Annotated in this window: 13 protein-coding genes and 1 pseudogene; 11 read left to right on the top strand and 3 right to left on the bottom strand. The window is 38.6% G+C overall.

From position 1 onward, the window contains the following. Positions 1-180: 180 nt before the first annotated feature. Positions 181-636: a hypothetical protein gene (locus EWV84_RS10860; protein WP_287078016.1), complete on the bottom strand. Its 456-nt coding sequence runs from the start codon at positions 634-636 to the stop codon at positions 181-183. Positions 637-1,018: 382 nt separating this feature from the next. Between EWV84_RS10860 and EWV84_RS10865 the strand changes: the two genes are divergently transcribed. Beyond that, on the top strand, positions 1,019-1,549 hold the full coding sequence (locus EWV84_RS10865) for a universal stress protein (protein ID WP_287078017.1): 531 nt from the start codon (positions 1,019-1,021) through the stop codon (positions 1,547-1,549). On the opposite strand, the gene EWV84_RS10870 is transcribed toward EWV84_RS10865, so the two are convergent. Continuing rightward, a complete protein-coding gene (locus EWV84_RS10870; protein WP_287078018.1) occupies positions 1,539-3,698 on the bottom strand; it encodes a ComEC/Rec2 family competence protein in 2,160 nt (719 codons plus the stop codon). The genes EWV84_RS10865 and EWV84_RS10870 overlap by 11 nt on opposite strands. A gap of 53 nt (positions 3,699-3,751) precedes the next feature. Then, complete coding sequence (sppA, locus tag EWV84_RS10875) at positions 3,752-5,566, bottom strand: signal peptide peptidase SppA (RefSeq protein WP_287078019.1); 1,815 nt, start codon at positions 5,564-5,566, stop codon at positions 3,752-3,754. A 666-nt stretch (positions 5,567-6,232) separates the two neighbouring features. Between sppA and EWV84_RS10880 the strand changes: the two genes are divergently transcribed. From EWV84_RS10880 to EWV84_RS10925, 10 genes and pseudogenes are all read left to right on the top strand, one after another. After that, complete coding sequence (locus EWV84_RS10880) at positions 6,233-7,603, top strand: DNA cytosine methyltransferase (RefSeq protein WP_287078020.1); 1,371 nt, start codon at positions 6,233-6,235, stop codon at positions 7,601-7,603. Positions 7,604-7,818: 215 nt separating this feature from the next. Then, positions 7,819-8,706: an adenine-specific DNA-methyltransferase gene (gene yhdJ, locus EWV84_RS10885; protein WP_287078021.1), complete on the top strand. Its 888-nt coding sequence runs from the start codon at positions 7,819-7,821 to the stop codon at positions 8,704-8,706. Continuing rightward, positions 8,687-9,805, top strand: coding sequence for a restriction endonuclease (locus tag EWV84_RS10890; protein WP_287078022.1), 1,119 nt, complete (start codon positions 8,687-8,689; stop codon positions 9,803-9,805). Before yhdJ ends, EWV84_RS10890 begins: the two co-directional genes overlap by 20 nt. A 59-nt stretch (positions 9,806-9,864) precedes the next feature. Further along, a complete protein-coding gene (gene prfC / locus EWV84_RS10895) occupies positions 9,865-11,499 on the top strand; it encodes a peptide chain release factor 3 (protein WP_286827132.1) in 1,635 nt (544 codons plus the stop codon). A gap of 113 nt (positions 11,500-11,612) precedes the next feature. Continuing rightward, positions 11,613-12,323, top strand: a complete 711-nt coding sequence (locus EWV84_RS10900) for a lysophospholipid acyltransferase family protein (protein ID WP_287078023.1) — start codon at positions 11,613-11,615, stop codon at positions 12,321-12,323. Positions 12,324-12,607: 284 nt separating this feature from the next. Beyond that, positions 12,608-13,639 carry a GntR family transcriptional regulator gene (locus EWV84_RS10905; RefSeq protein WP_287078024.1) on the top strand — a complete coding sequence of 344 codons (1,032 nt, stop codon included), beginning with the start codon at positions 12,608-12,610 and terminating at the stop codon, positions 13,637-13,639. A gap of 265 nt (positions 13,640-13,904) precedes the next feature. Beyond that, positions 13,905-15,029 (top strand): vWA domain-containing protein, encoded by a 1,125-nt coding sequence (locus EWV84_RS10910; protein WP_287078025.1) that lies wholly within the window; start codon positions 13,905-13,907, stop codon positions 15,027-15,029. Positions 15,030-15,046: 17 nt separating this feature from the next. After that, complete coding sequence (locus EWV84_RS10915) at positions 15,047-18,193, top strand: tubulin-like doman-containing protein (protein ID WP_287078026.1); 3,147 nt, start codon at positions 15,047-15,049, stop codon at positions 18,191-18,193. A gap of 100 nt (positions 18,194-18,293) precedes the next feature. Then, positions 18,294-20,450, top strand: a pseudogene (locus EWV84_RS10920) (methyl-accepting chemotaxis protein). Positions 20,451-20,456: 6 nt separating this feature from the next. After that, positions 20,457-21,098, top strand: coding sequence for an OmpA family protein (locus EWV84_RS10925; protein WP_002764884.1), 642 nt, complete (start codon positions 20,457-20,459; stop codon positions 21,096-21,098). Positions 21,099-21,286: the final 188 nt, after the last annotated feature.

The following is a 21,286-nucleotide window of genomic DNA, read 5'->3' on the forward strand; positions in this document are numbered from 1 at the left end:
ACTTAAACTAATAAAACGGAGAGCCTATGGCTTTAGAAACTTTCGGAATTTTTGGGTTAGAAGTATGTTGTCTTGGCATCTTGTCTGTTGATTTAGCATAAAGGGTAACGAAGAGCCATAAAATAGTTCATCATCAATATGTATCTCAGACTTTTCCACCTCTAATTGATAACTAATTATCTATTGAACTTTGATAAAAATTGCCAGTTTTCGTTCATCTCCAGCCAATTCTTGTAATATCGTTATTTTCTCGGTATCATCAATTTTTTTATCATTAATAATAGCATTAGCTTTTTCTTCTGCTATTTTCATAGCTTTCTCTTCATCGATTCTCTTTGATTCTAATAGACTGGATTTACTGAAAAATAACTGATACCTCATAACTTCAATTCTAGAATTAATTAAGTTTCGTATTATATGAAATTCTACTTTATGACCACTTTCCTTGTAAATTCTTGTGGCTAAGTCCCAAACAATCTGATCGCAATTTGCTTCTAGCTGATTTAATTTTTCTTCACTCAGAGATACCATAGCATCTAAATACTGATTGATCATCATTGCCAGAATTTGCATCTCATAATTTTTGCTATCTTCATTCATTTGATTAGCTCCGCTGCCGCAAAAAATCTCAATCATATTGTATCTCAAGATCAATACTTTTCTAAAAAATCTAGCGTATCAACACCGATCAAGCAATTTATCGGTTAAAACTATAAATACGGCGTTTCTCATAAAGATGAAGTATAACCCTATAGGGTATCGTCTCGGAGTCTCCCCAAAACGAAAACCTCATACCTCACCATTAAGATAACTGCTATAAGTTAGGACAGGGGTGACAGTGGGGTAAATTGTTAATTTTTTTGGGGATTTAGCTACATCATCCGAAAAATGTCACACTAGAGGTAGGGGAGCGTCAACTATCAGTCATCAGCTTTCAGCAATTTTCTGCTATTTCCCGGGTGTATTGCTGGCAATGGTTTTTATCCCTGAGCTTATCTGCTATCGAGGAGGCAATTCTATGAATAATACGGAAACAATCTCAGTCGATCGGGATACCAACAAACTCTATAATAAAATTCTCGTGGCTGTGGATTATCAAGATGTTACTCCAGAGGTATTGAATACGGCTATCCTCTTAGCGAAAACCTACGCTAGTGAGTTGCGGATTGTCTATAGTCTATCTAAACCTTTGACTCCCTACACGGAAACTTTTATTTATGGTAATCTGATCGGTTATGGTGGCGGTTATCCCCCCGATATGATCGCCTTAGAACAACAAATTACCGAAGAAATGCAGGCGGAATTACAAGCTTGGTTAAACGGTTTAGTCGATCGAGCTAAGGAAGATAATATCACAGTCCGGGCTGATTATTATATTGGTGATCCGGGACAGAAAATTTGTCAAGTTGCCCAGCAAGAGGGGATAGATTTAATTATTGTTGGTCGTCACGGTCGATCGGGTTTATCTGAGTTAATCTTAGGTAGTGTCAGTAATTATGTGGTGCATCATGCTCCCTGTTCAGTTTTGGTAGTACACATCACTCATTAATTAGAAAGGGTTGAAATCCATTTTTGGCTGTCCATTGAATCGCTCCATCTCTCCCAGTCCAATAAGTCTTAATCCGGGCCTTTCTCAGTTGATTTCTGACATTGCGGGAGAGATTGGTGGTGACAGCGATCGCTGTTTGGGGTCGAATTGATTCTAACCATTGTTTGTCTAGATTGCTTCCCTGCCATAATAACACTAGGGGGCTAAATTCTTGGGATAAATTAACGGGAATTTTCGGGTTGACAATCCATAGCCAAGATTGATTTTTTACCTGAAATTTAAATAAATTTTTCTCGATCAATTGTCCAGTAATTTCGCCAAGATTAAATTTTTCTGACTGGGATAAATTAAGAGTTTTTTTGATCGGTATGCTCTCACTGATAGTTGAGAATTGCGCCGAATTATTGACGGTTATTGCTCCTTGTATTTGATTAATTCCCTCCTGTCGCAAAAAGGGCAAAACTGTATAACGTGCTGTTGCGGGTTCCTCCCCATTAATTAAGAGAGTATTTCCTCGATTTTGAATAATTATTACCGGTTGCGATTTGGTGGCTAAAACTGTCACCTGAGTTAAAGTTAAATGCTGATAAATAATCGGTATTAAAATTAAAGTGAGGATAAATAAACCGATTAAATGCCACCGTTGACGAAACCAGATATTAAAGCAGATTAAGGTAAGGCAAATATAAATAATTAACATCACTCCTAAAGATAATTTACCTGTGGAGTAGGTACTAAAAGGAAGCAGACTAAAAAAGGTGGTAATTTGCAGTAATAACTCTAGAGGGTAATAGAGAATACTAGCGCTGATACTGCCCAAAGGGGGATAAATTAAGCCTAAAAAGGCAGTAAAAACTCCTCCTAAACTAATCAGGGTAACTAGAGGAGTTGTGATAATATTAATGGGGATACTATAAAGAGCGATCGAGTTAAACGTAAACATTAATAAAGGCATAGTCCAGAGAGTAGCAGCTAGACTAATAGCTATAGGTTCAGCGATTAAATTAGGGAAATAGTCAATTTTATTTTTCAGTAAAGGAACGGTAATAATTAATCCCAAAGTCGCTAAAAAACTTAACTGAAATCCTAAATCCCAAATCCAGAGAGGTTGCCATAATAATAGAATTGTAGCCGCTAGTAACAGGGAACCTAAACTATTAACTTGTCGATTATAAAGCAGACCGATTAATGCCCCAATTCCCATCAAAATCGCCCTCAGGACTGAAGGTTGTAACCCGGTTAAAGTGCCGTAAATTATTAAGATAGTAATGGCAATAATAAACTGTTGTTTGGGGGATAAATTGCGAGTAATAGTTAAAACAAACCCCAACAAAATAGCCACATGAAAGCCAGAAGCTGCTAAAATGTGAGCTAATCCAGTTTTAATAAATAAATCAGTGATTTTTGCTGGCAAATTAACCGCTTGTCGTCCGAGGGTAATCGAACTTAATAAAGTCCCTTTTTCCTGGCCTATTCCCTGAATTTGTGCCTCAACAATGCGCTGACGAATCTGCCAAACTCCCCAAGTAGGTGATTTTTTATCGATAATTATTTCCCCTTTTAAACCAGCAAAAGCACCCTGACGCGCTAGATAATTAGCAAAGTCAAAAGCATTGGGATTATTGGCACGACGGGGACGATAAAGTAATCCTTTAACTGTTATTTTTTGTCCGGGGTAAACCTGATTTTCTGCTAGATTTGGTAGAGTAACGTAGAGTTTACCCGCGGATTTTTCTGTCGGTAAATTCTTGAGGGTAAATTCTTTTACTTCTAACCAAAATTGTAAATTTTCTCGGCGATTGAGACGAATTTCTGATATAATACTGCCCGTGATTTTAATAGAGTTAACCACATTATTTTTTAAAAGATGACTGATATCGTTTGCGCTGGGGTAAGGAGTACGAATTTCTAGATAAACAACCGCAAATATAGCTATTAATCCCCCCATCAGCCAAATTTTTCTAGGGGGACTTTGCCACCAAAAACGACGGATAAAAATCGTGGTTAATAGGGTAATTAGACTAAGAATAACAATTCTAATTACCACTTCTTGCCATCGGTTTAACTGCGGACTAAAATCTACCAGACCTGTAGATAACAATCCCAAAATATAGGCTAAACCGAGAATAACGCTATTAGGGCGATTCATAGAAATTTTTGTCAAACAATTTCAGAATTAGCGAGCATTATTTTTACCTAATATCAGCGAAAATCGAGATTAAAAAGTAACTTAGCATAAACACTATGGGGATCATTAAATGTAGGTAACTTCAATAATTCCTGCTGAAAATTTTGCCATTCCTGCGTCAAAGGGTGATTATTTTTAGTTAGAGGAGGAAGATAGGTTTGCCATAAATTAGAGAGAAGTTCTTCTTGCCAACTTTGCGATCGAGGATATTCTTTAAGACTCCAATCATCTCCTAATTTAGCTGTTTTGGCTGCGTATTGTACTGCCGCTTCTAGTCCACCGATTTGATCAACTAAACCAATTTTAACCGCATCTTTTCCCGTCCAGACGCGACCTTGGGCCACACTTCTTACCTTATCTGGGGATAATTTTCGCCCCTTGGCTACCGTCTCGATAAATAAATCATAGAACCGATTAACTGCCGCTTGATAAATTTCTAATTCTTGGGGATTTTTCGGTCTGGTAATAGTAGATATATCAGCTAATTGTCCAGTTTTCACCGTATCCCAATCGATGCCATTATTATTAGCAATTTTCTGGATATTTAACAATAATCCAAACACACCGATCGAACCAGTAATCGTATCATTATCGGCAAAAATTCTTTGACCCCCCATGGCGATCCAATAACCCCCAGAAGCAGCCACATCACCCATAGAAATAATTACTGGTTTTTTCGCATCTAAACGCTTAATTTCTCGCAGAATCACCTCAGAAGCGGTGGCACTTCCCCCCGGACTATTAATCCTTAAAACTACCGCTTTCACCTCCTCCTTCCCTTGTAATTTTCGCAGTTCCTTCGCCAATTTATCCCCACCGATTTCGCCTCTATCTCCCTGACCATCCACAATTGTCCCTTCTGCATAAACTATCGCTATTTGATCGCTACTATCTCCCCCCTCATCATCGAGAGAACTAGCATAATTAGCTAAAGAAATTTGCGAAAAAGAGCCAGAGTTTTCCTCCTCATTAGTTTTATTTTTTGCTTCTCCTGTCAACTCCTTTGCTAAAACAATTACTCGATCTAAATGGGCCACTTCATCAACAAAACCCGCCTTTTTCGCTGTGGTTGCTTCCAGAATACCTTGAGTATCAGAAATAGTTTGCACTTGTTGGGGGGTTAAATTGCGACTTTTGGCCACTGTGGCACTATAATTAGACCAAATTGTATCGAGTAGGGTTTGCAGCTGCTGACGATTCTGGACACTTAAATTCTGACGCGTATAGGGTTCCACCGCACCTTTAAAAGAACCCACTTTTACCACTTGCACCCCGACACCATATTTTTCTAGTGCATCGGCAAAAAAGGTTTGTTGACTACTTAAACCATTAATTTCCATTCTCCCCACGGGATTAATAATCACCTTTTCAGCAACGGAAGCGAGATAATATTCCTTTTCCGTCCATTCCATATCGTAGGCGATAATTTTTTTACCCGATTGGCGAAATTTTGCCAAAGCTTGCCGCACTTCCGTCAGGGTAGCATAGCCATATTCACCGACAGTGCCGCGACCGTAGAGTAACAGACCGACAATATTATCATCAAGGGCGGCCTTTTCGATCGCCGCTATCACCTGTCGCAAATTTAAAGTGGTCCGACTCTCACTGGTCAAACTATCGGCTAAACTAGAACTAGGGGGAGCATCGCTGATATTGGTGGCTAAGTTAAAAACTAAGACCGATTTTTCCTTAACTGAGGAGCTATCGCTAGAATTAAGGAAAGAAAGCAGTAAAAATGCTAATCCCCCCACACCTAGGGACGAAAATACCAATAATCCCAATAAAGTTCCCAAGCAACTAGCGAAAGTTTGTTTAAAAAACTGCCCCATCGGTTTTCATCTACTACTAATTTTCCTGTTTCCTATTGTAGGGATTCCCCGCCCAGAAACAACTTTTTTATCTGACTGCCTGACACATCTTGGTGAATCACCGACAGGTTAAGACACGGATGCGAGAGAACCAAATTCGGTCAAAGAAATCTTGTTCAGCTGGCTTTGAAGCAAAAACTGGTTCGAGGGATGAAACCCTTATAGAGAAAGACATTCGGCGATTTTTGTCAATTGTTTTCGATCTAGAACGAAAGTGGTCTAGATTTTTTACTTCTATCTTTGACATTTTTCTTGACTTGAATATTTTTTGAGAACTTTTTTAGTTTCTCACTTTTTCTGCCCCAAGAACATAAGTATAAATACTTAAGTTATTTTCATTTTATATGCTACCAGCCATAAGCTGTTGACTATCTAAATTGCTCGTTAAGACTGCAAGGGAGAAGGAGCAGGGAGAGGAAGTTTGAGCATTTGTACTAAAATTTTGAATACGCAGTTTAAATTCAGTACAGCTTACTACAATTTGAAGTGCGGAATGTGGGTTACAAGAGGTCTATTATTGTCGTGCCTCTATCGGCTGAAAATACCCAGAAAAAAACTCTTAAGTTATACTAAAATAATTAATACAGACACACATCTTCCCAGACGGTGAAAAGGAATTATTTACCCTTGAAAACCACAGTTAAAGTCAGCACACAAACCCAATTACCCCTACATCTAGTTATCACCCATCCCCAGTATCGTTTTGTCGATTTATTCGCTGGAATCGGTGGGTTTAGAATCGCTTTGGAGAAATTGGGAGGACGTTGTTTAGGCTATTCAGAAATTGATCAACAGGCAATCCAAGTTTATCAACAAAATTTTATTAGCTATCTCAACAGCGATGAAATTGCTTTCGGAGATGTGAGTAAAATTAGCAATTTACCCGATAATCTTGATCTTATTGTTGGCGGTGTTCCCTGTCAACCTTGGTCGGTGGCGGGATGTTTACGAGGATTTGATGACCCCCGGGGAAAACTCTGGTTTGATGTGATTAAATTAGTCCAGAAAAGTCAACCGAAAAGCTTTATTTTCGAGAATGTCAGTGGGTTAGCTAGTCCTCGCAATCAGGAGAATTTAGAATTAATTATCGATGAATTAACCAGCGGTGGTTATCAAGTTTACTGGCAGTTATTAAATGCCTACGATTTTGGGTTACCCCAGAATCGCGAGAGAGTTTTTATCGTAGGAATTAGAAAAGATATAGACAACTATGATCGGTTTAAATTTCCTTTACCTTTGGGTATCCATCCGAAGGTTTTGGATATTTTAGAAGACATCAAGAATATTCAACCGGTTAAGAAATTCAAGTTATCTGCGGATACTTTATTTAATGGTTTTGTTCCTCCATCGAGAACTCGTTTTCAAAAAGAAGATGAATTAAATGACTTTTTTATTTTTTCTGATTTAAGAAATGGCCACACAACTATTCATTCTTGGGATATTATCAAAACTACGGAACGACAAAAAAGTATCTGTTTAGCTTTGCTGAAATTAAGACGCAGTAAAAAGTATGGCGAAAAAGATGGTCATCCCGTGGCTTTTTCTACTTTTTTGAAAATTATACCCGATCTAAAAATCGAGGAACTAAATCAGTTAGTTTCTCTGGGGATTTGTTGGCAAACGCAGGAGGGTAAGTATGAATTTATTAACTCGAAAAATATGACAGGAATTAACGGCATTTATCGGATTATTTTACCGACGGCCGATATTATTCCTACCCTAACCGCTACGGGTGCTAAAGATTATATTGCTACTATTTCAATTACCGCTACTCATCCCCAAGAATACAAACAATTGTTTTTAAAGAAAATCTATAAACCCAAAAAGTTTCGAGAAATTACTCCCCAAGATGCGCGTAAATTACAAGGATTCCCAGATAATTTTATCTATCATCAACAGTCAGCTATCGCTAAAAAACAATTCGGAAACGCTGTTCCTATAACTGTAGTGGAAGCAGTAGCAAGAAATTTACTAGAAATAATTCGTCCCGATTATTAGACCGCGGGATACTGACTCATATTAAAATATTTAAAGGCTTAAAAATCCAAGTTTTCGTTGTGGGGAGTCCGTTGTCAGAAGTCGGTCATCAATACCAAATTAGTTTATACTTCATCTTTATGAGAAAGTCTGTAAATTATCCTAATTGCTAAGGAGGTTAAAAATTGAGACATTTCCTAGTAAAAATCTAACTACTTTAAATTGAAAAAATGATCATGTTTAAACGATACGAAGCTGATGAGCAAGTTATATTTCATGGTGATTCTTTGCCGATTTTATCCAGTGAGATTGCCTCTAATTCTGTAGATCTGATTTTTCTCGATCCTCCCTATAATATAGGTAAGCATTTTGCTGATTTTTACGACAAATGGGAATCGGAAAATGATTATATAAATTGGGCAAACCAAATTCTTGATCATTGTCTTCGCATCTTGAAACCCCAGGGAACATTATATGTTATGGCCAGCACTCAAGCAATGCCTTACTTTGATCTTTACTTAAGACAAAAAATGACGATTCTTAGTCGCATTATCTGGCATTATGATAGTTCAGGAGTACAAGCAACAAAATACTTTGGTTCTATGTATGAACCAATACTGCATTGTGTCAAAGATAAAAATAATTACACTTTTAATTCAAAGGATATTAAGATAGAAGCAAAAACTGGAGCAAAACGAAAACTAATTGATTATAGAAAAGCGATTCCCAGTCAATACAATACAGAGAAAGTACCGGGCAATGTCTGGTATTTCCCTAGGGTAAGATATCGCATGGATGAATACGAAAATCATCCCTCACAAAAACCTGAATCATTGCTAGAAAGAATTATTCTGGCCAGCACTGACAAGAGTGGAATTGTGCTTGATCCATTTGCAGGAACTTTTACAGCTGCAGCTGTAGCTAAACGCTTAGGAAGAATTTCTATTAGTATTGAATCGCAAGAAGAATATCTTAAAATTGGTCTTCGACGGGTTCTCGGATTGCAAGAATACAGGGAAGAAAAGTTACTACCTCCTCAAAAAAGCTATAGGAAGAAAAGCAAAAACGAACGGGAACATAATTTTGTACAGGAGAGTATTTTCGATGTCGATAGTCAAGCATGAATTTACAAAGATAATTATTAAAATTATCGATAATTACTTTCCCAATCAGGGAAATAGCATTTTAAACTCTAGGGAATTATTGCAATGTTTGAACATTAAAACTAGAGCCGCTAATCGAGGTTCTAAATCCCGAGCAGGATTGGCTAATCATTATGCTATTTATGTTTTAGTGGAAGACTATATTAATAATGAGTTTCATCTTAAGGATGGATACGACGAGTATCAAGGCGCTCAGTATATCACACTTTTTCGGAGACAAAGGCAGCTTCCTTTTGGCAATAAATTACAAAATCATGCCCTCAATCATCGATTAAATGAGGAATTTAAAAAATATTTTCCCACTTTATCTTATCTACCGATAATTAGAGATATTAAAACCAATAGATACTGGATTAATGAGAATCTAATTAAGGTTTCTCTAGAGGGTAATCAAGTTAATATTGCGCCGATTATTATAGATATAATTGATGCCTATGTGCAAACAAGACAAAAAGCATTTAATCAATTTATCAGCTATTGTCAACAGATGATTGATATTCAACAGCAAGACCCCCAGAGAGCCATTGAATTTATTCGGAGTTTACTGAGACCCAACATTGATGCTAGAGTTTTTGAGATTGTCAGTTATGCAATTCTTAAAGAGTATTATGGGGAACAGAAAATATATTGGGGATGGTCGCCCGATCGGTTAAACTCTGAATACTTACTTTTATATAAAACTGGTCGAACAAATGCCAATGATGGGGGGATAGATTTTGTCATGAAACCCCTAGGACGATTTTTTCAAGTGACGGAAACAATCGATGCTGATAAATATTTCTTAGATATTGATAAAGTCCAAAAATATCCCATTACTTTTGTGGTTAAAACCGAGCAGACTTGCGAGGAAATTTTAGGAAAAGTTGCGGAGCAAGCTAAGATAAGATACAAGATCAGGGCAATCGTCGAAAGATATCTAGAATCGGTAGAGGAAGTGATCAATATTCCAGAACTAATCAACCGTTTTGATCGGGTTTTAGCTCAAGGTAAAGGAGGAGCGGTAATTACAGAAATGGTTTTACAGAGCCGTATTGAGTTTAACCTAGAATCAGAGCCATAAAGATATCTAACTCCCCAGTTAAACTAGAATAGAAAGATAGGAAAGCGATCGAAATTAGAATGACGACCGAAATTGAAAAAGAACTAGAAACCAGCGAAGCTGTCTTGGAAAAACGGCGAAATTTTGCCATTATCTCCCACCCTGACGCGGGAAAGACCACCCTGACCGAAAAACTGTTACTATACGGGGGTGCAATCCATCAAGCGGGTGCAGTCAAAGCAAGACGCGACCAACGCAAAGCCACCTCCGACTGGATGGAAATGGAAAAACAACGGGGAATTTCGATTACTTCCACGGTTTTACAGTTCGATTATCGTGATTTTCAGATTAATCTCCTCGATACTCCCGGCCACCAAGATTTTAGCGAAGATACCTATCGTACCCTAGCCGCTGCCGATAATGCGGTGATGTTAATCGACGCGGCCAAAGGTTTGGAACCCCAAACCAGAAAACTCTTTGAAGTGTGCAAACTGCGGCAGTTACCCATCTTTACCTTTGTTAACAAAATGGACCGCCCCGGCCGCGAACCTCTGGATTTATTGGACGAAATCGAGCGAGAATTAGGATTACAGACCTATCCCGTCAATTGGCCGATCGGAATTGGCGATCGCTTTCGGGGAGTCTTCGATCGGGCTACCCAGACCATACACCTGTTTGAACGTCGCTCCCACGGCTCTCAGGAGGCGCAGGAAACCGTGATCGAGCTTGGCGACCCCAAAATTGAGGATTATCTCGAAAAAGACCTGTATTACCAGTTAAAAGAGGATATAGAACTGCTCTCGGAATTGGGGGCCCAATTGGATTTGCCAGCAGTCCACGCAGGAGAAATGACCCCGATCTTTTTTGGTAGCGCCATGACCAATTTTGGGGTGAAATTATTCCTAGAATCCTTCCTCGACTATGGATTACCCCCCAGAGGACGCAATTCCTCCCTCGGTGTCCTTGATCCCACCTATCCCGATTTCACCGGTTTTGTCTTCAAACTGCAAGCAAACATGGATCCCAAACATCGCGACCGGGTGGCCTTTGTGCGGGTATGTACGGGGAAATTCGAGAAGGATATGGTAGTAAACCACGCTAGAACTGGTAAAACTATCCGTTTATCCCGTCCTCAGAAACTTTTTGCCCAAGATCGGGCAGTTATAGAAGAAGCTTATCCCGGAGATGTGATCGGATTGAATAACCCCGGAGTCTTTGCGATCGGTGATACGATTTATATGGGTAAAAAGCTCGAATACGAAGGGATTCCCTGTTTTTCTCCGGAATTATTCGCCTATCTCAGAAATCCTAACCCTTCCAAGTTCAAACAGTTTCAAAAAGGAGTCTCGGAATTACAGGAAGAAGGGGCCGTACAGATATTATCCTCGATCGATGAATTTAAACGCGACCCGATTTTAGCCGCTGTCGGTCAATTACAGTTTGAAGTGGTGCAATTCCGTCTTTTAAGCGAGTACGGAGCCGAAACTACCCTCGAACCCCTAGCCTATAGTTTAGCCCGTTGGGTAGCCGGGGGTTGGGCCGCTTTAGAAAAAGCCGGTAAACTCTTTAATACTCTAACTGTCAAAGATTACTGGGGTCGTCCCGTCTTATTATTCAAAAATGAGTGGAATTTACAGCAAGTGAAAGAAGATCATCCCTCTTTGCAATTAAACTCGATCGCACCGGTAGGATCGGGAGTAGAACCGCAATCCTAACCATTAATCCTCCAAGACAATTGCCGAACTGGTCAGGACAAGATGGCGACCCCCCAGACAACTAGACTAAAGTAGAAGTGGCAAGAAAGTCTCGATCTTTCCTAACACTTCGGATGTCTCAAAGCACTATCGTTGACGAGTCCCTCACCATTAGAAAAAGTCCTGCTGTCAATTCCCGAATTAATCCCTGTTTAATTCGCTTTTGTTATTTTCTGGGAAATTATCTAGTTTTACCAGCTTTTTTCAGCAAAATAACCGTCACAGGACAGGAAAATATTCCCCTAACGGGGGGTGTCATCCTTGCACCTACCCATCGTTCCCGTTGGGATGCGCTGATTTTACCCTACGCGGTGGGACGCTTAGTTAGTAGACGCGATTTGCGCTTTATGGTTTCCGCTAACGAGATGAAAGGGGTACAAGGTTGGTTTATCCGACGTTTGGGGGGTTTTCCTGTCAATACCGATCACCCCGGTATGGGTAGTCTGGTCCATAGCGTCGAACTGTTGGCTGCGGGGGAAATGGTGGCGATTTTTCCGGAAGGGGGTATCTGTCGCGATCGAGTGGTTCATCCTCTTAAACCGGGGGTAGCGCGGATCGCGTTGGAAGTTAAGACGATGAAATCCGATGCAGATATAAAGATTTTACCAGTAAGCATTAGTTATAATCAGCCTTACCCCGGATGGGGAAGCGAAGCGACTGTAAACATCGGTCAAGGGATTAATGTGCTTGATTATCAACAAAATTCGCTAAAACGGGAAACTGTCCGCTTAACCAAAACCTTGAGCGATCGCTTAAAACTTCTCCACGAGGATCAATCACCTTAATCAGCTGTTGACTATCTACCGCACAAGTGGGATTTCGGGGACGGATTAAAATTATTGTTTTAACTATTTTTCAGCAAAAAAGTGGCTTTTCTGGTTTAAATAAATCATACTAAATCTGGTTATTAGTGCATGAGTAGAAAACGGGTTTCTCCGAGAAACCCGTTTTCTGTGCGTTACTCAACGGATTTAGTATAACATCTTGGTTTTTTCTACTTTTAGCTCCTGAATACTGCCTCGGAAACCCATCAGATCGGTGAAGATGTCCGATTGTTGCAGGGGGTCTAATGATAGAATGGGCATCAGCGAAAGTAGTTTGTGAGCGAAGTGATCCGATGCAGTTCCAAATCCAGCCAGACAGTGAAATTCCCGCCTCTAAGCAATTATTTGACCAAATTCGCTTCGCTATCGCCTCTCGTCAGTATCCACCGGGCCATCGTTTACCTAGCACCCGTCAACTAGCTATGATCACGGGATTACACCGTAATACGATAAGTAAAATTTATCAACAACTGGAAGATGATGGGTTAGTAGAATCCATAGCAGGTTCGGGGATTTATGTCAAGGCTCGCGGGCATGAAAACGATAATTTATTGGGTTCGCCCCTATTGGAACAAAATCCAGAAATAGGCCGACTAATTCGCCAGAGTTTGGCTGGTTTTCTCGCTCAAGGTTTAACTTTAGAGCAAATTCGCGAGTTATTACTGGCGGAAATCGATTGGCGATCGCAGTGTAGTTCTCAAGTTCTTGTCACCATTCCCCGTCACGATTTGGGTGCAGGAAAACTAATGTTGAGAGAATTAGAGCAATCCCTCAAAATTCCCGTCCAATTAGTGGCAATGGAGGATTTAGCCCAAGTTTTAGCCAATACTAAATCTGCCACTGTTGTTACCAGTCGCTATTTTATCAGTGTAGCGGAGGAAATTGCCGCTCCTTTTCACCTACGAGTCATTCCCATCGATATCTACGATTACAGCAAGGAATTGGCATTAATCAAAAAATTACCCACCGATAGCCGTTTGGGGATTGTCAGCATTAGCACCGGTATTATTAAGGTGGCCGAAATTTTAATTCATAGTTTACGGGGCGATGATTTATTAGTTATGTCTGCCCAAATTCATGAAACGGATAAGTTAAAAGTTTTAGCTCGAACTTCCCAGACAATTATCAGTGATCAAGCGAGTTATACTTTAATTAAAAATCTGATTAATGAAGTGCGATCGGATTTAATTCGTCTGCCAGAAATTATCTGTAGTGATAATTATATTGGGGATAAATCAATTCAATTGCTAAGACGAGAATTAGGATTAGGTGGTTAGTTGATAAGCTAGGACACATTTTAATCGCTAAATCTCCCCCAATCCCTTTACTGTTGCCTCTTGCACGAGAGCCTTATCTCAACAAGCAATTTAAATGCGCGGGCAGCTTAACTTTAAAATTTATTTTAGTCTATGGTTACTATTGACAATAACCTAGGGCAAGTCGAGAATAAAAGCGAAAAAAACTTTTAAGAAGTATTATTTTTTTAGTACAATGGCGGAAGAATAGGGACAAGCTCAATTTTTCACTCTTGGACAAGGCTAGATGAAAAGTGCTGACTGTTTAACGGTATCCCCCGGAGAATCGCTTACCGATTGGCAAAAACTGGGATTAGATTTGGTGGCTCGTTGGCAAGGACGAGATGTTATCCTAGCGATCGATCTTACTGGTAGTGTTAACTTTAATGATGAAGGACGCACGCGCCTCGGTCAAATTATTCGCGATAGTTTAAAAAATAACGATTCGGTTTATTTAGTTCCTTTTGCTGATAATGTCCAACCGATTGCAGAACCGATTTTAATTCGCGGAAAGGAAGATATAGATGCGGTTTTAAAAGCGATTCCTTGGCAATCTAGCCAAAGTGCTAAAAATACCGATATTCAACGCGCAGAATGGCACGTTTATACCCGACTGGCACGCTTAAATCAGTGTCGTTTAACTGCCAATCAAGCTATCAAACCCCAGTCGGTAGTTTGGATTACCGATGCACCCCTTTCTACTGCTGCGGGGATTACTTCACAACAGTGGATAGAAACCCCCAAAAATAGCCCTTTTCGTCTTGCTAATTCTCCCGAAAGTTTGCAAAGACAAAACTGGCTTAATTCCCTACCAATTAATCTAAGAACCCAAGAAATTACTGCCACTAACGGCAATAAATATAAACTATCAGTTGTCGATATTGCTCCCACAGCACAAGAGTTTTGTACTCCCGCACCGGGAGGACAAGAAACCTGTTTGATTAATCCTTATCTCTTGAGTCAGTTATGGTTGCCAGCATTGGCAATTATATTAATGGGAATTGGGGGAATAGTAGCGAGTATTTTGGGGATTCGTCATTGGTTGCGGTTACATACTGCTTGGACTATTAAAGTCCCATCTAATGATGATGACAATGAGACCCAAAAATATATTTTAAAAACATCCGAAAGAATTAACATCGGTGGTGATGAATATCATAAGAATACCATTCCTTGTCCTGGGGAAGAAATTCGCTGCTATTTAGAAAGACGCGGCAATCATTTATATCTGAAACCTACCAAACAAGCAGATATTTTTTATCGAGGTAATGAATTAACTCAGGAGGTGAAAATAGATAAAAATTACTTGACCTTAACTTATCAGCATAACAATCAAGATATCGACCTAGAAATTCAGATTAGCAAAAAATAACTCAGGAGATTTAAACTATGGCTAACAACAGTCAAACCCGCGCTATCAAACGGACAATTATCATCGGATTAGGTGGTACTGGTCGAGATGTGTTGATGAGAATTCGTCGCTTTATTATTGATAAATACGGGAAGTTATCTAACCTACCCGTTGTCAGTTTTGTTCATATTGACACAGACAAAAACGCTTTTAATGGTTCTGGCCTACCCACAGGAAATAGCTATCACGGAGAAGAAATTCTTTTATCAGCTGCTGAAAGAGTATTTATTAATATGAATGCTCAGGATGTTAACAATCTCACCTATGAACTTGAACACAAAACCCTTTGTGAAAGTCCCTTTTCCCATATTGAAAGCTGGTTAGACCCAAGACTAAAAAAACAAATAACTGCCATTGAAAATGGTGCGGGAGGTATTCGTCCCGTCGGTCGTTTAGCTTTCTTCCATAACTATCAAAAAATTCAGGAGGCAATTGAAGCAGCGGAAAGACGAACTTCTGGTCATGAATCCTTTATGTTTAGCGGTAAAGTTAACGGTCAAAGCTTTAATGTCCAAGAGGGTTTAAATGTCTTTATTGTCGGTTCTTTGTGTGGGGGAACTGGTAGCGGCATTTTCCTCGATGTGGCCTACACTTTGCGTCATATTTTACAACAAACCACCGAATACACATCCTTTGGTTATTTGGTAGTTAGTCCTAAACTTTATGGTGATGGGGCAATTATGAGAGCTAATACCTATGCAGCTTTGAAAGAGTTAGACCATTATACCAATGAAAGTAATTCCTTTCAAGCCTGTTATGATAAACAAAATTTCGTCAACATTAATGAAAAACGTTCTCCTTTTGATTTTGCCTACTTAGTTTCTAATCGCACTGCGGGAGATTACCGGATTGATAACAAAGGTAAATTATGTAACGTCATTGCTTACAAGATTTTCTTGGATTTTGCCGATGAGTTATCTCCTCGCATCAAAAGCAATCGGGATAATTATAAAGACCCGATGATTCAAAAAGATAATCATCCTTTTAATATGTGTCAAGGTTATATGTCCTTTGGACTAGCGAGGATTTATTTTACTCGCGACCGAATTGTGCAGATTGGTCTCAATCGTTTTACTCTCAAATTAATTAATTTTTGGTTAGAGGGATATGGTCAAAGTCCCAGTGGACAAGAGTTATTAAGTAAGTTTCTAGCTAATTGGAGTACCCAAGGTAATAAGGATTATTTTACTGCCAGATTGGAAGAAGCAACCCTAGAGAATAATAAAACTTTTTCTAAGACTTTAACCTCTTGGAAAAATTCCCTAGAGGAAGAAATATCTAATAGTCAAGATTTGGAGAATTTACCCCAAACCGTCAAGCAATCCCTAGAAAAAGAGTTTCGCAAAGTACAAGGGGGAGAAACAGATAGCAGTCGCGGAATCTGGTTAACTTTGACCCAACAGACTCAACCCAAGTTAATCGAAAAATTTAAGTCAGATATTGACCAATTTTTGGAGATTCTTCTTAATCCTGATAGCTTAGAATTTTCTTTGGAAAATAGCCTATCTTTTTTGGTCGCTTTACAAGTGCAGATTAATACCTACAAGGGAAATCTAGAGGAATTATCTCAAGATAATAAAGGGTTTCATTCCTCAGAAAAAACTGATAACATTTGGCGAAATGTCAAACAAACTCTTGAAGATATAAACGGGAAAAAATCTGTATTCAAGATGTTTAATAAAAATGCCAATAGCGAGAAAATTAAAGCTGCGTTAAGAGACTACGTTCAAAGCGGACAAAAATTAATTCAGCAGAACTTTAATTTCAGCATTAATCGCGAATCCAGAAAGATTGTCGAAGCGATTCTCAAGCATATTTCTAGTCGAATGATGCAGATACAACAACTGAAAGAATCGCTATATCAGCTAATCGCAGAATATGATAAATACGAACAGGAGTTAATGCAGTTAAATCTCGATGAGATGACCGGTGAAGGTATTTTCCCAGAAGAGAATATTGATAACTGTATCCCTGACAGTAACTCCCGAACTCAATACATTTCCATTAGCCAAAAAGTCACCAATAATTTAGGCTATAATGCTTCCCTATTCAGTTTATTTAGCCAATCTTTTGTTATTGATAATGAAACTCTCAAAGAGACCCTAACAGCAACAATCGAGAAACAGTTTCAATCAGTAAGCACTAATAAAATTGATGCAGTAATTAAGCGATTTATGGGTCAATATAAACCCCATGATTTTCCTGAACGCTTGGGGCAAATTCTGCGGGAAGCTGATTTAATGTTACCGATAAATGTTAATGATGCTTACTATCGCTTGCATAAAGATAAAGCATTGCTAATTGGGACTAATGAGGATAATTCACCCACCATGCAAAGATTCAAGAAGATTCTCGAATCTGATTTAAATATTAATCTGGGGACTTCTTTTGAATCAATTCAAACGGACGAAGAAATCCTAACTACCTACGAATTTGGTGGGTTTCCCCTAAGAATCATTACTGATTTATCTGGGTTGCAAAAAATTTATCAAGACCAAAAGAGAATCAGCATTTTACACAATGATTACAGGATAGATTTTGCTGATATTATCCCACCACCTGCCAAATTAATTGAGGAATTAGAGTTTATTTTCTATCCCGCAATTGCTCTAGGTTTACTAGAATATTATCAGGAAGATGATACTTATCAATTAGTCATCGAAGGCGATTTATTTAACAATAAGTCCATCATTGACATTAGTGGGAATTGGCGACTTGCTTTAGAACAATTTGCTTCTCGTAAAGACATGGAAACTGCTTTACAGATACTGCTTAATCAGGCAAAAAATGAGATTTTAGCTAATCCTACTCGATTATTTACTAACGAGGGTGATTATTTCCAGAACGTCAGCTATTTTCTCAACAGTGTCAAAAATTTACCCTCCTATCACCCCAATTATCGCTACAAAGATAAGGTAGCTGGACAAGATGGAAATGCTCAACAGGAGGCAAAAGAAGGAATTATCACCCGTTTTGTTAATCAACTAAAAATGGAACTAGAAAAACGTGCTGCTGAACAGAAAAAACTAGAAAAACAACAGCAAAAGCAACAAACTTTATTGGGAACAAACAATAACAGTAGTCAACCCAGTTTACCCGCAGAAGTTAGCACTGCTGATGAATGATAAAATTTATCAATCTTAATAATGTTTCCCCAGCTATCTGAGGAAACATTAACCCCCAACTCTCTCTATCAACCACAATTCGAGGTATCCAATAACTATCATGGCATTACTTAACCTTTTTCCTCCCTATCTGATTGTTTTAACTCTAGTCTTGGTTATTTTTCCCACCGTCTTAACTCTGGGAATCCGGATTGCTCTCTATAAACATCTCCAAGATTCAACCGCAAAAGTCAAGCGCTTAATTCGGGGAGAAAGTCGCGGAGTTCAACCTAAAATTATTTCTAATCTAGAGAATAGATTTAAGATAGCCAGTAGTCAACTAGATGATGTTAATACCGCAGCCTTGGTAGATGGTTTATACCATGAAGAAAAATTTACTTTCATGTCTAAATCTCTCAGCTGCGAGAAATGGGATTATTTTGTGAGAGTGTTACCCAATCTCCTCCTCGCTTTTGGTTTGTTGGGAACTTTCCTCGGAATTACTCTCAATCTGACGGGAATCAGCACACTTATCGATATCAATAATGTCGATGTGCAAGGTTTGGGAGAAAAGCTCAAAACTCCCCTAGAAAGTATGGGGATTGCTTTTATCACTAGCTTAATTGGTTTAGCTTGTAGTTCTTTACTGACTGTGATTAACTTAATCTTTAATACCAACCTTGCTAAAGTAAATCTAATTAGTTCCCTAGAAGACTATTTAGATAACATCTTGCAGCCGACTGTAGAAGGGAATAGTCGCTTGAATAAAGCGGTTGATAGCATGGTGGAGAAACAGCAAGCATTTCTGACTAACTTTCATAATGAGGTGACGAGAGTATTAGAATCTTCTTTAAGAGAAGTTGCTAAAGAAATTGCTGAACGTAATCAGGAAACTGCTAAATTAGTCACCCAGGTTTGTGAAAGATTAACTGAAACCGCAGGAACTTTATCTACCGGTGCATCGACTTTTCAGCGTTCAGCTTTTGAACTTAACGAGCAAGTACCAATTATCACGCAAGCAAACCGAGAGTTTACACAATCCTCTCAGGAACTAAAAAATAGTGTGCTGCTTTTTAAACAAGCATCAGAGTTAATTGAAAAAAGTAACTTCTCTGGTAATATCGAAAGGTTTACCGCTAGTTTAGCAGAAACTCAAGCGAGATTTTCTCAATCCACTGCACTACTAGAGCAGAATATCGGGGAGATTATCAGCAGTAATAAAAGAGCTAACGATTTAGCAGAACAAGTGTATTTAAATATCCAAGAATCTTCTCAAAAATTACAGGATAGTGCGCTAGGTTTTCTGGAAGCTTCCGAAAAAATCGAAAGTAGTCAATTTGCTGATAAGTTAGTGCAAGCAACCGCAGATTTAATGACTGCTCATCAACAGTTCGCTAATTCTACTACAGATTTAAACCAATCAACTCAATCTCTAGCTTCTTTAACTCAAGACTTCCACCGTTCAATGACAACTATGGTTGAGTTGGGAATAAAAATTACTGACTTGAATCAAAAATCTGAGACAATCCTAGAGCAAAATCAGCAACGCTCAGTCACCGAACAAGAAAAGTTATCTAACATTCAGGGAGAATTAGTAAAATTAATCGAAACCGTGAAAACTTATCAAGACAGTTTTAACTCCGAGTCGAAACAATTAGAAAACCAGCTTATCAATAGTCTCGATGAAAGACTCTCCCAAACCTCCGATAAAATCCTCACTGCTTCTCATGGGATTGAGCGCTCTAGTAATAATCTCGATGTGACTAATGCTAACTTGTCTCAGTTAATTGATACAGTGACAGAGCAAGTTACTCAAGTCAAGGAAAGCTTACAGTCTGAGTTAAAACTTTTAAGCAATAACTTAGCGACAGTAGTGGATGATAAATTAACTAAGAACTCAGAACAATTAAAAGCAGTTTCCCAATCTATTGAGAAAACAGCCAATCAATTTGGCAGCCTTAAATCAGATTTTTCTCAACTAATTAACGCAGTGAACACCAGCACCAGTAAATTAACTGCTAACTTAGACTCTTTGCTAGATAAGTTAGAGAAAGTTATCGCCAAGGAAAATAAATCGAATCAGAAAATGATTGAACACATCTATGGAGAAATTCAAAAATGTTTAGCACAACTGGAGAAAATTATTAACGATATGCGTTCTGACTTTTCTGACTTAAATGATAAGATATAAAAACTTTGTGAGACAATCCCTAATCTTACTCAAAAAGATATTAAGGATGACATTAACACCATATTTGATAACTTCACCAACATATAAGCAATTATGTCTAGACGCACCTACTACCGAGATGAAGATAAATCGGTGGATGTTTATCCCGCATTCACCGATTTAATGTCCAATGCTTTCATGATTCTGAGTTTATTTCTCCTCTTGGCACTTTTTCAGTCTTATAATCTCATCAGCAAACTGGAGGAAGCTAACCGAAAACTGCAAACAGCAACCCCCATAGTTATCGATGAAAAATCAGGAAAATTTAAATTTCAGTCGGGAAGTGCGGAATTAAACCCTGCTTTAAAAACCTATATTCGTCAGCGCATTATTCCCGCTATCGAAACCATTACCAAAGACAGAGAAATCGACTTTATTCAAGTAATTGGACACACCGACGGACAAGGAATACAACAGACAAGTAATCTCGATAAAAATATCGAATCGGTTGCCAGCAGAAAACAATCTGTTAAAATGCTAGTACCCGGTTCTAACACTGATTTAGGATTAATGCGCGCTTTAGCAGTAGTGCAAGAAATCGAAAACACTGGTAAACTAAAAAACGTCAAATTTCGAGCTTTTTCCGCAGGACAGTTATACCTCCCATCGGGTAAATTAGCTGCGGTTAATCGTGACGCAGATGCAAGCAGACGCAGAATTGAAATCCGTTTTATTCCCCCCGGTAAAAAACAATAAGACAAAAAAATCTAGAAATTTGTTTTTTTATCTTTTGCTTGTTACACTGAGGAAAGAACGAAATTCAAATGGTTCTTCGGTTTGTGTTATGCAATGGACAAGGGTTATAAGGGATGAAACCCTTATAGAGAGAGACATTGCTGCGATTTTTGTCAACTGTTTTCGATCTAGAGCGAACTAATCAATTA

The sequence above is a fragment of the Microcystis sp. M_QC_C_20170808_M3Col genome (assembly GCF_007095505.1).
In the GTDB taxonomy this organism is placed as follows: domain Bacteria; phylum Cyanobacteriota; class Cyanobacteriia; order Cyanobacteriales; family Microcystaceae; genus Microcystis.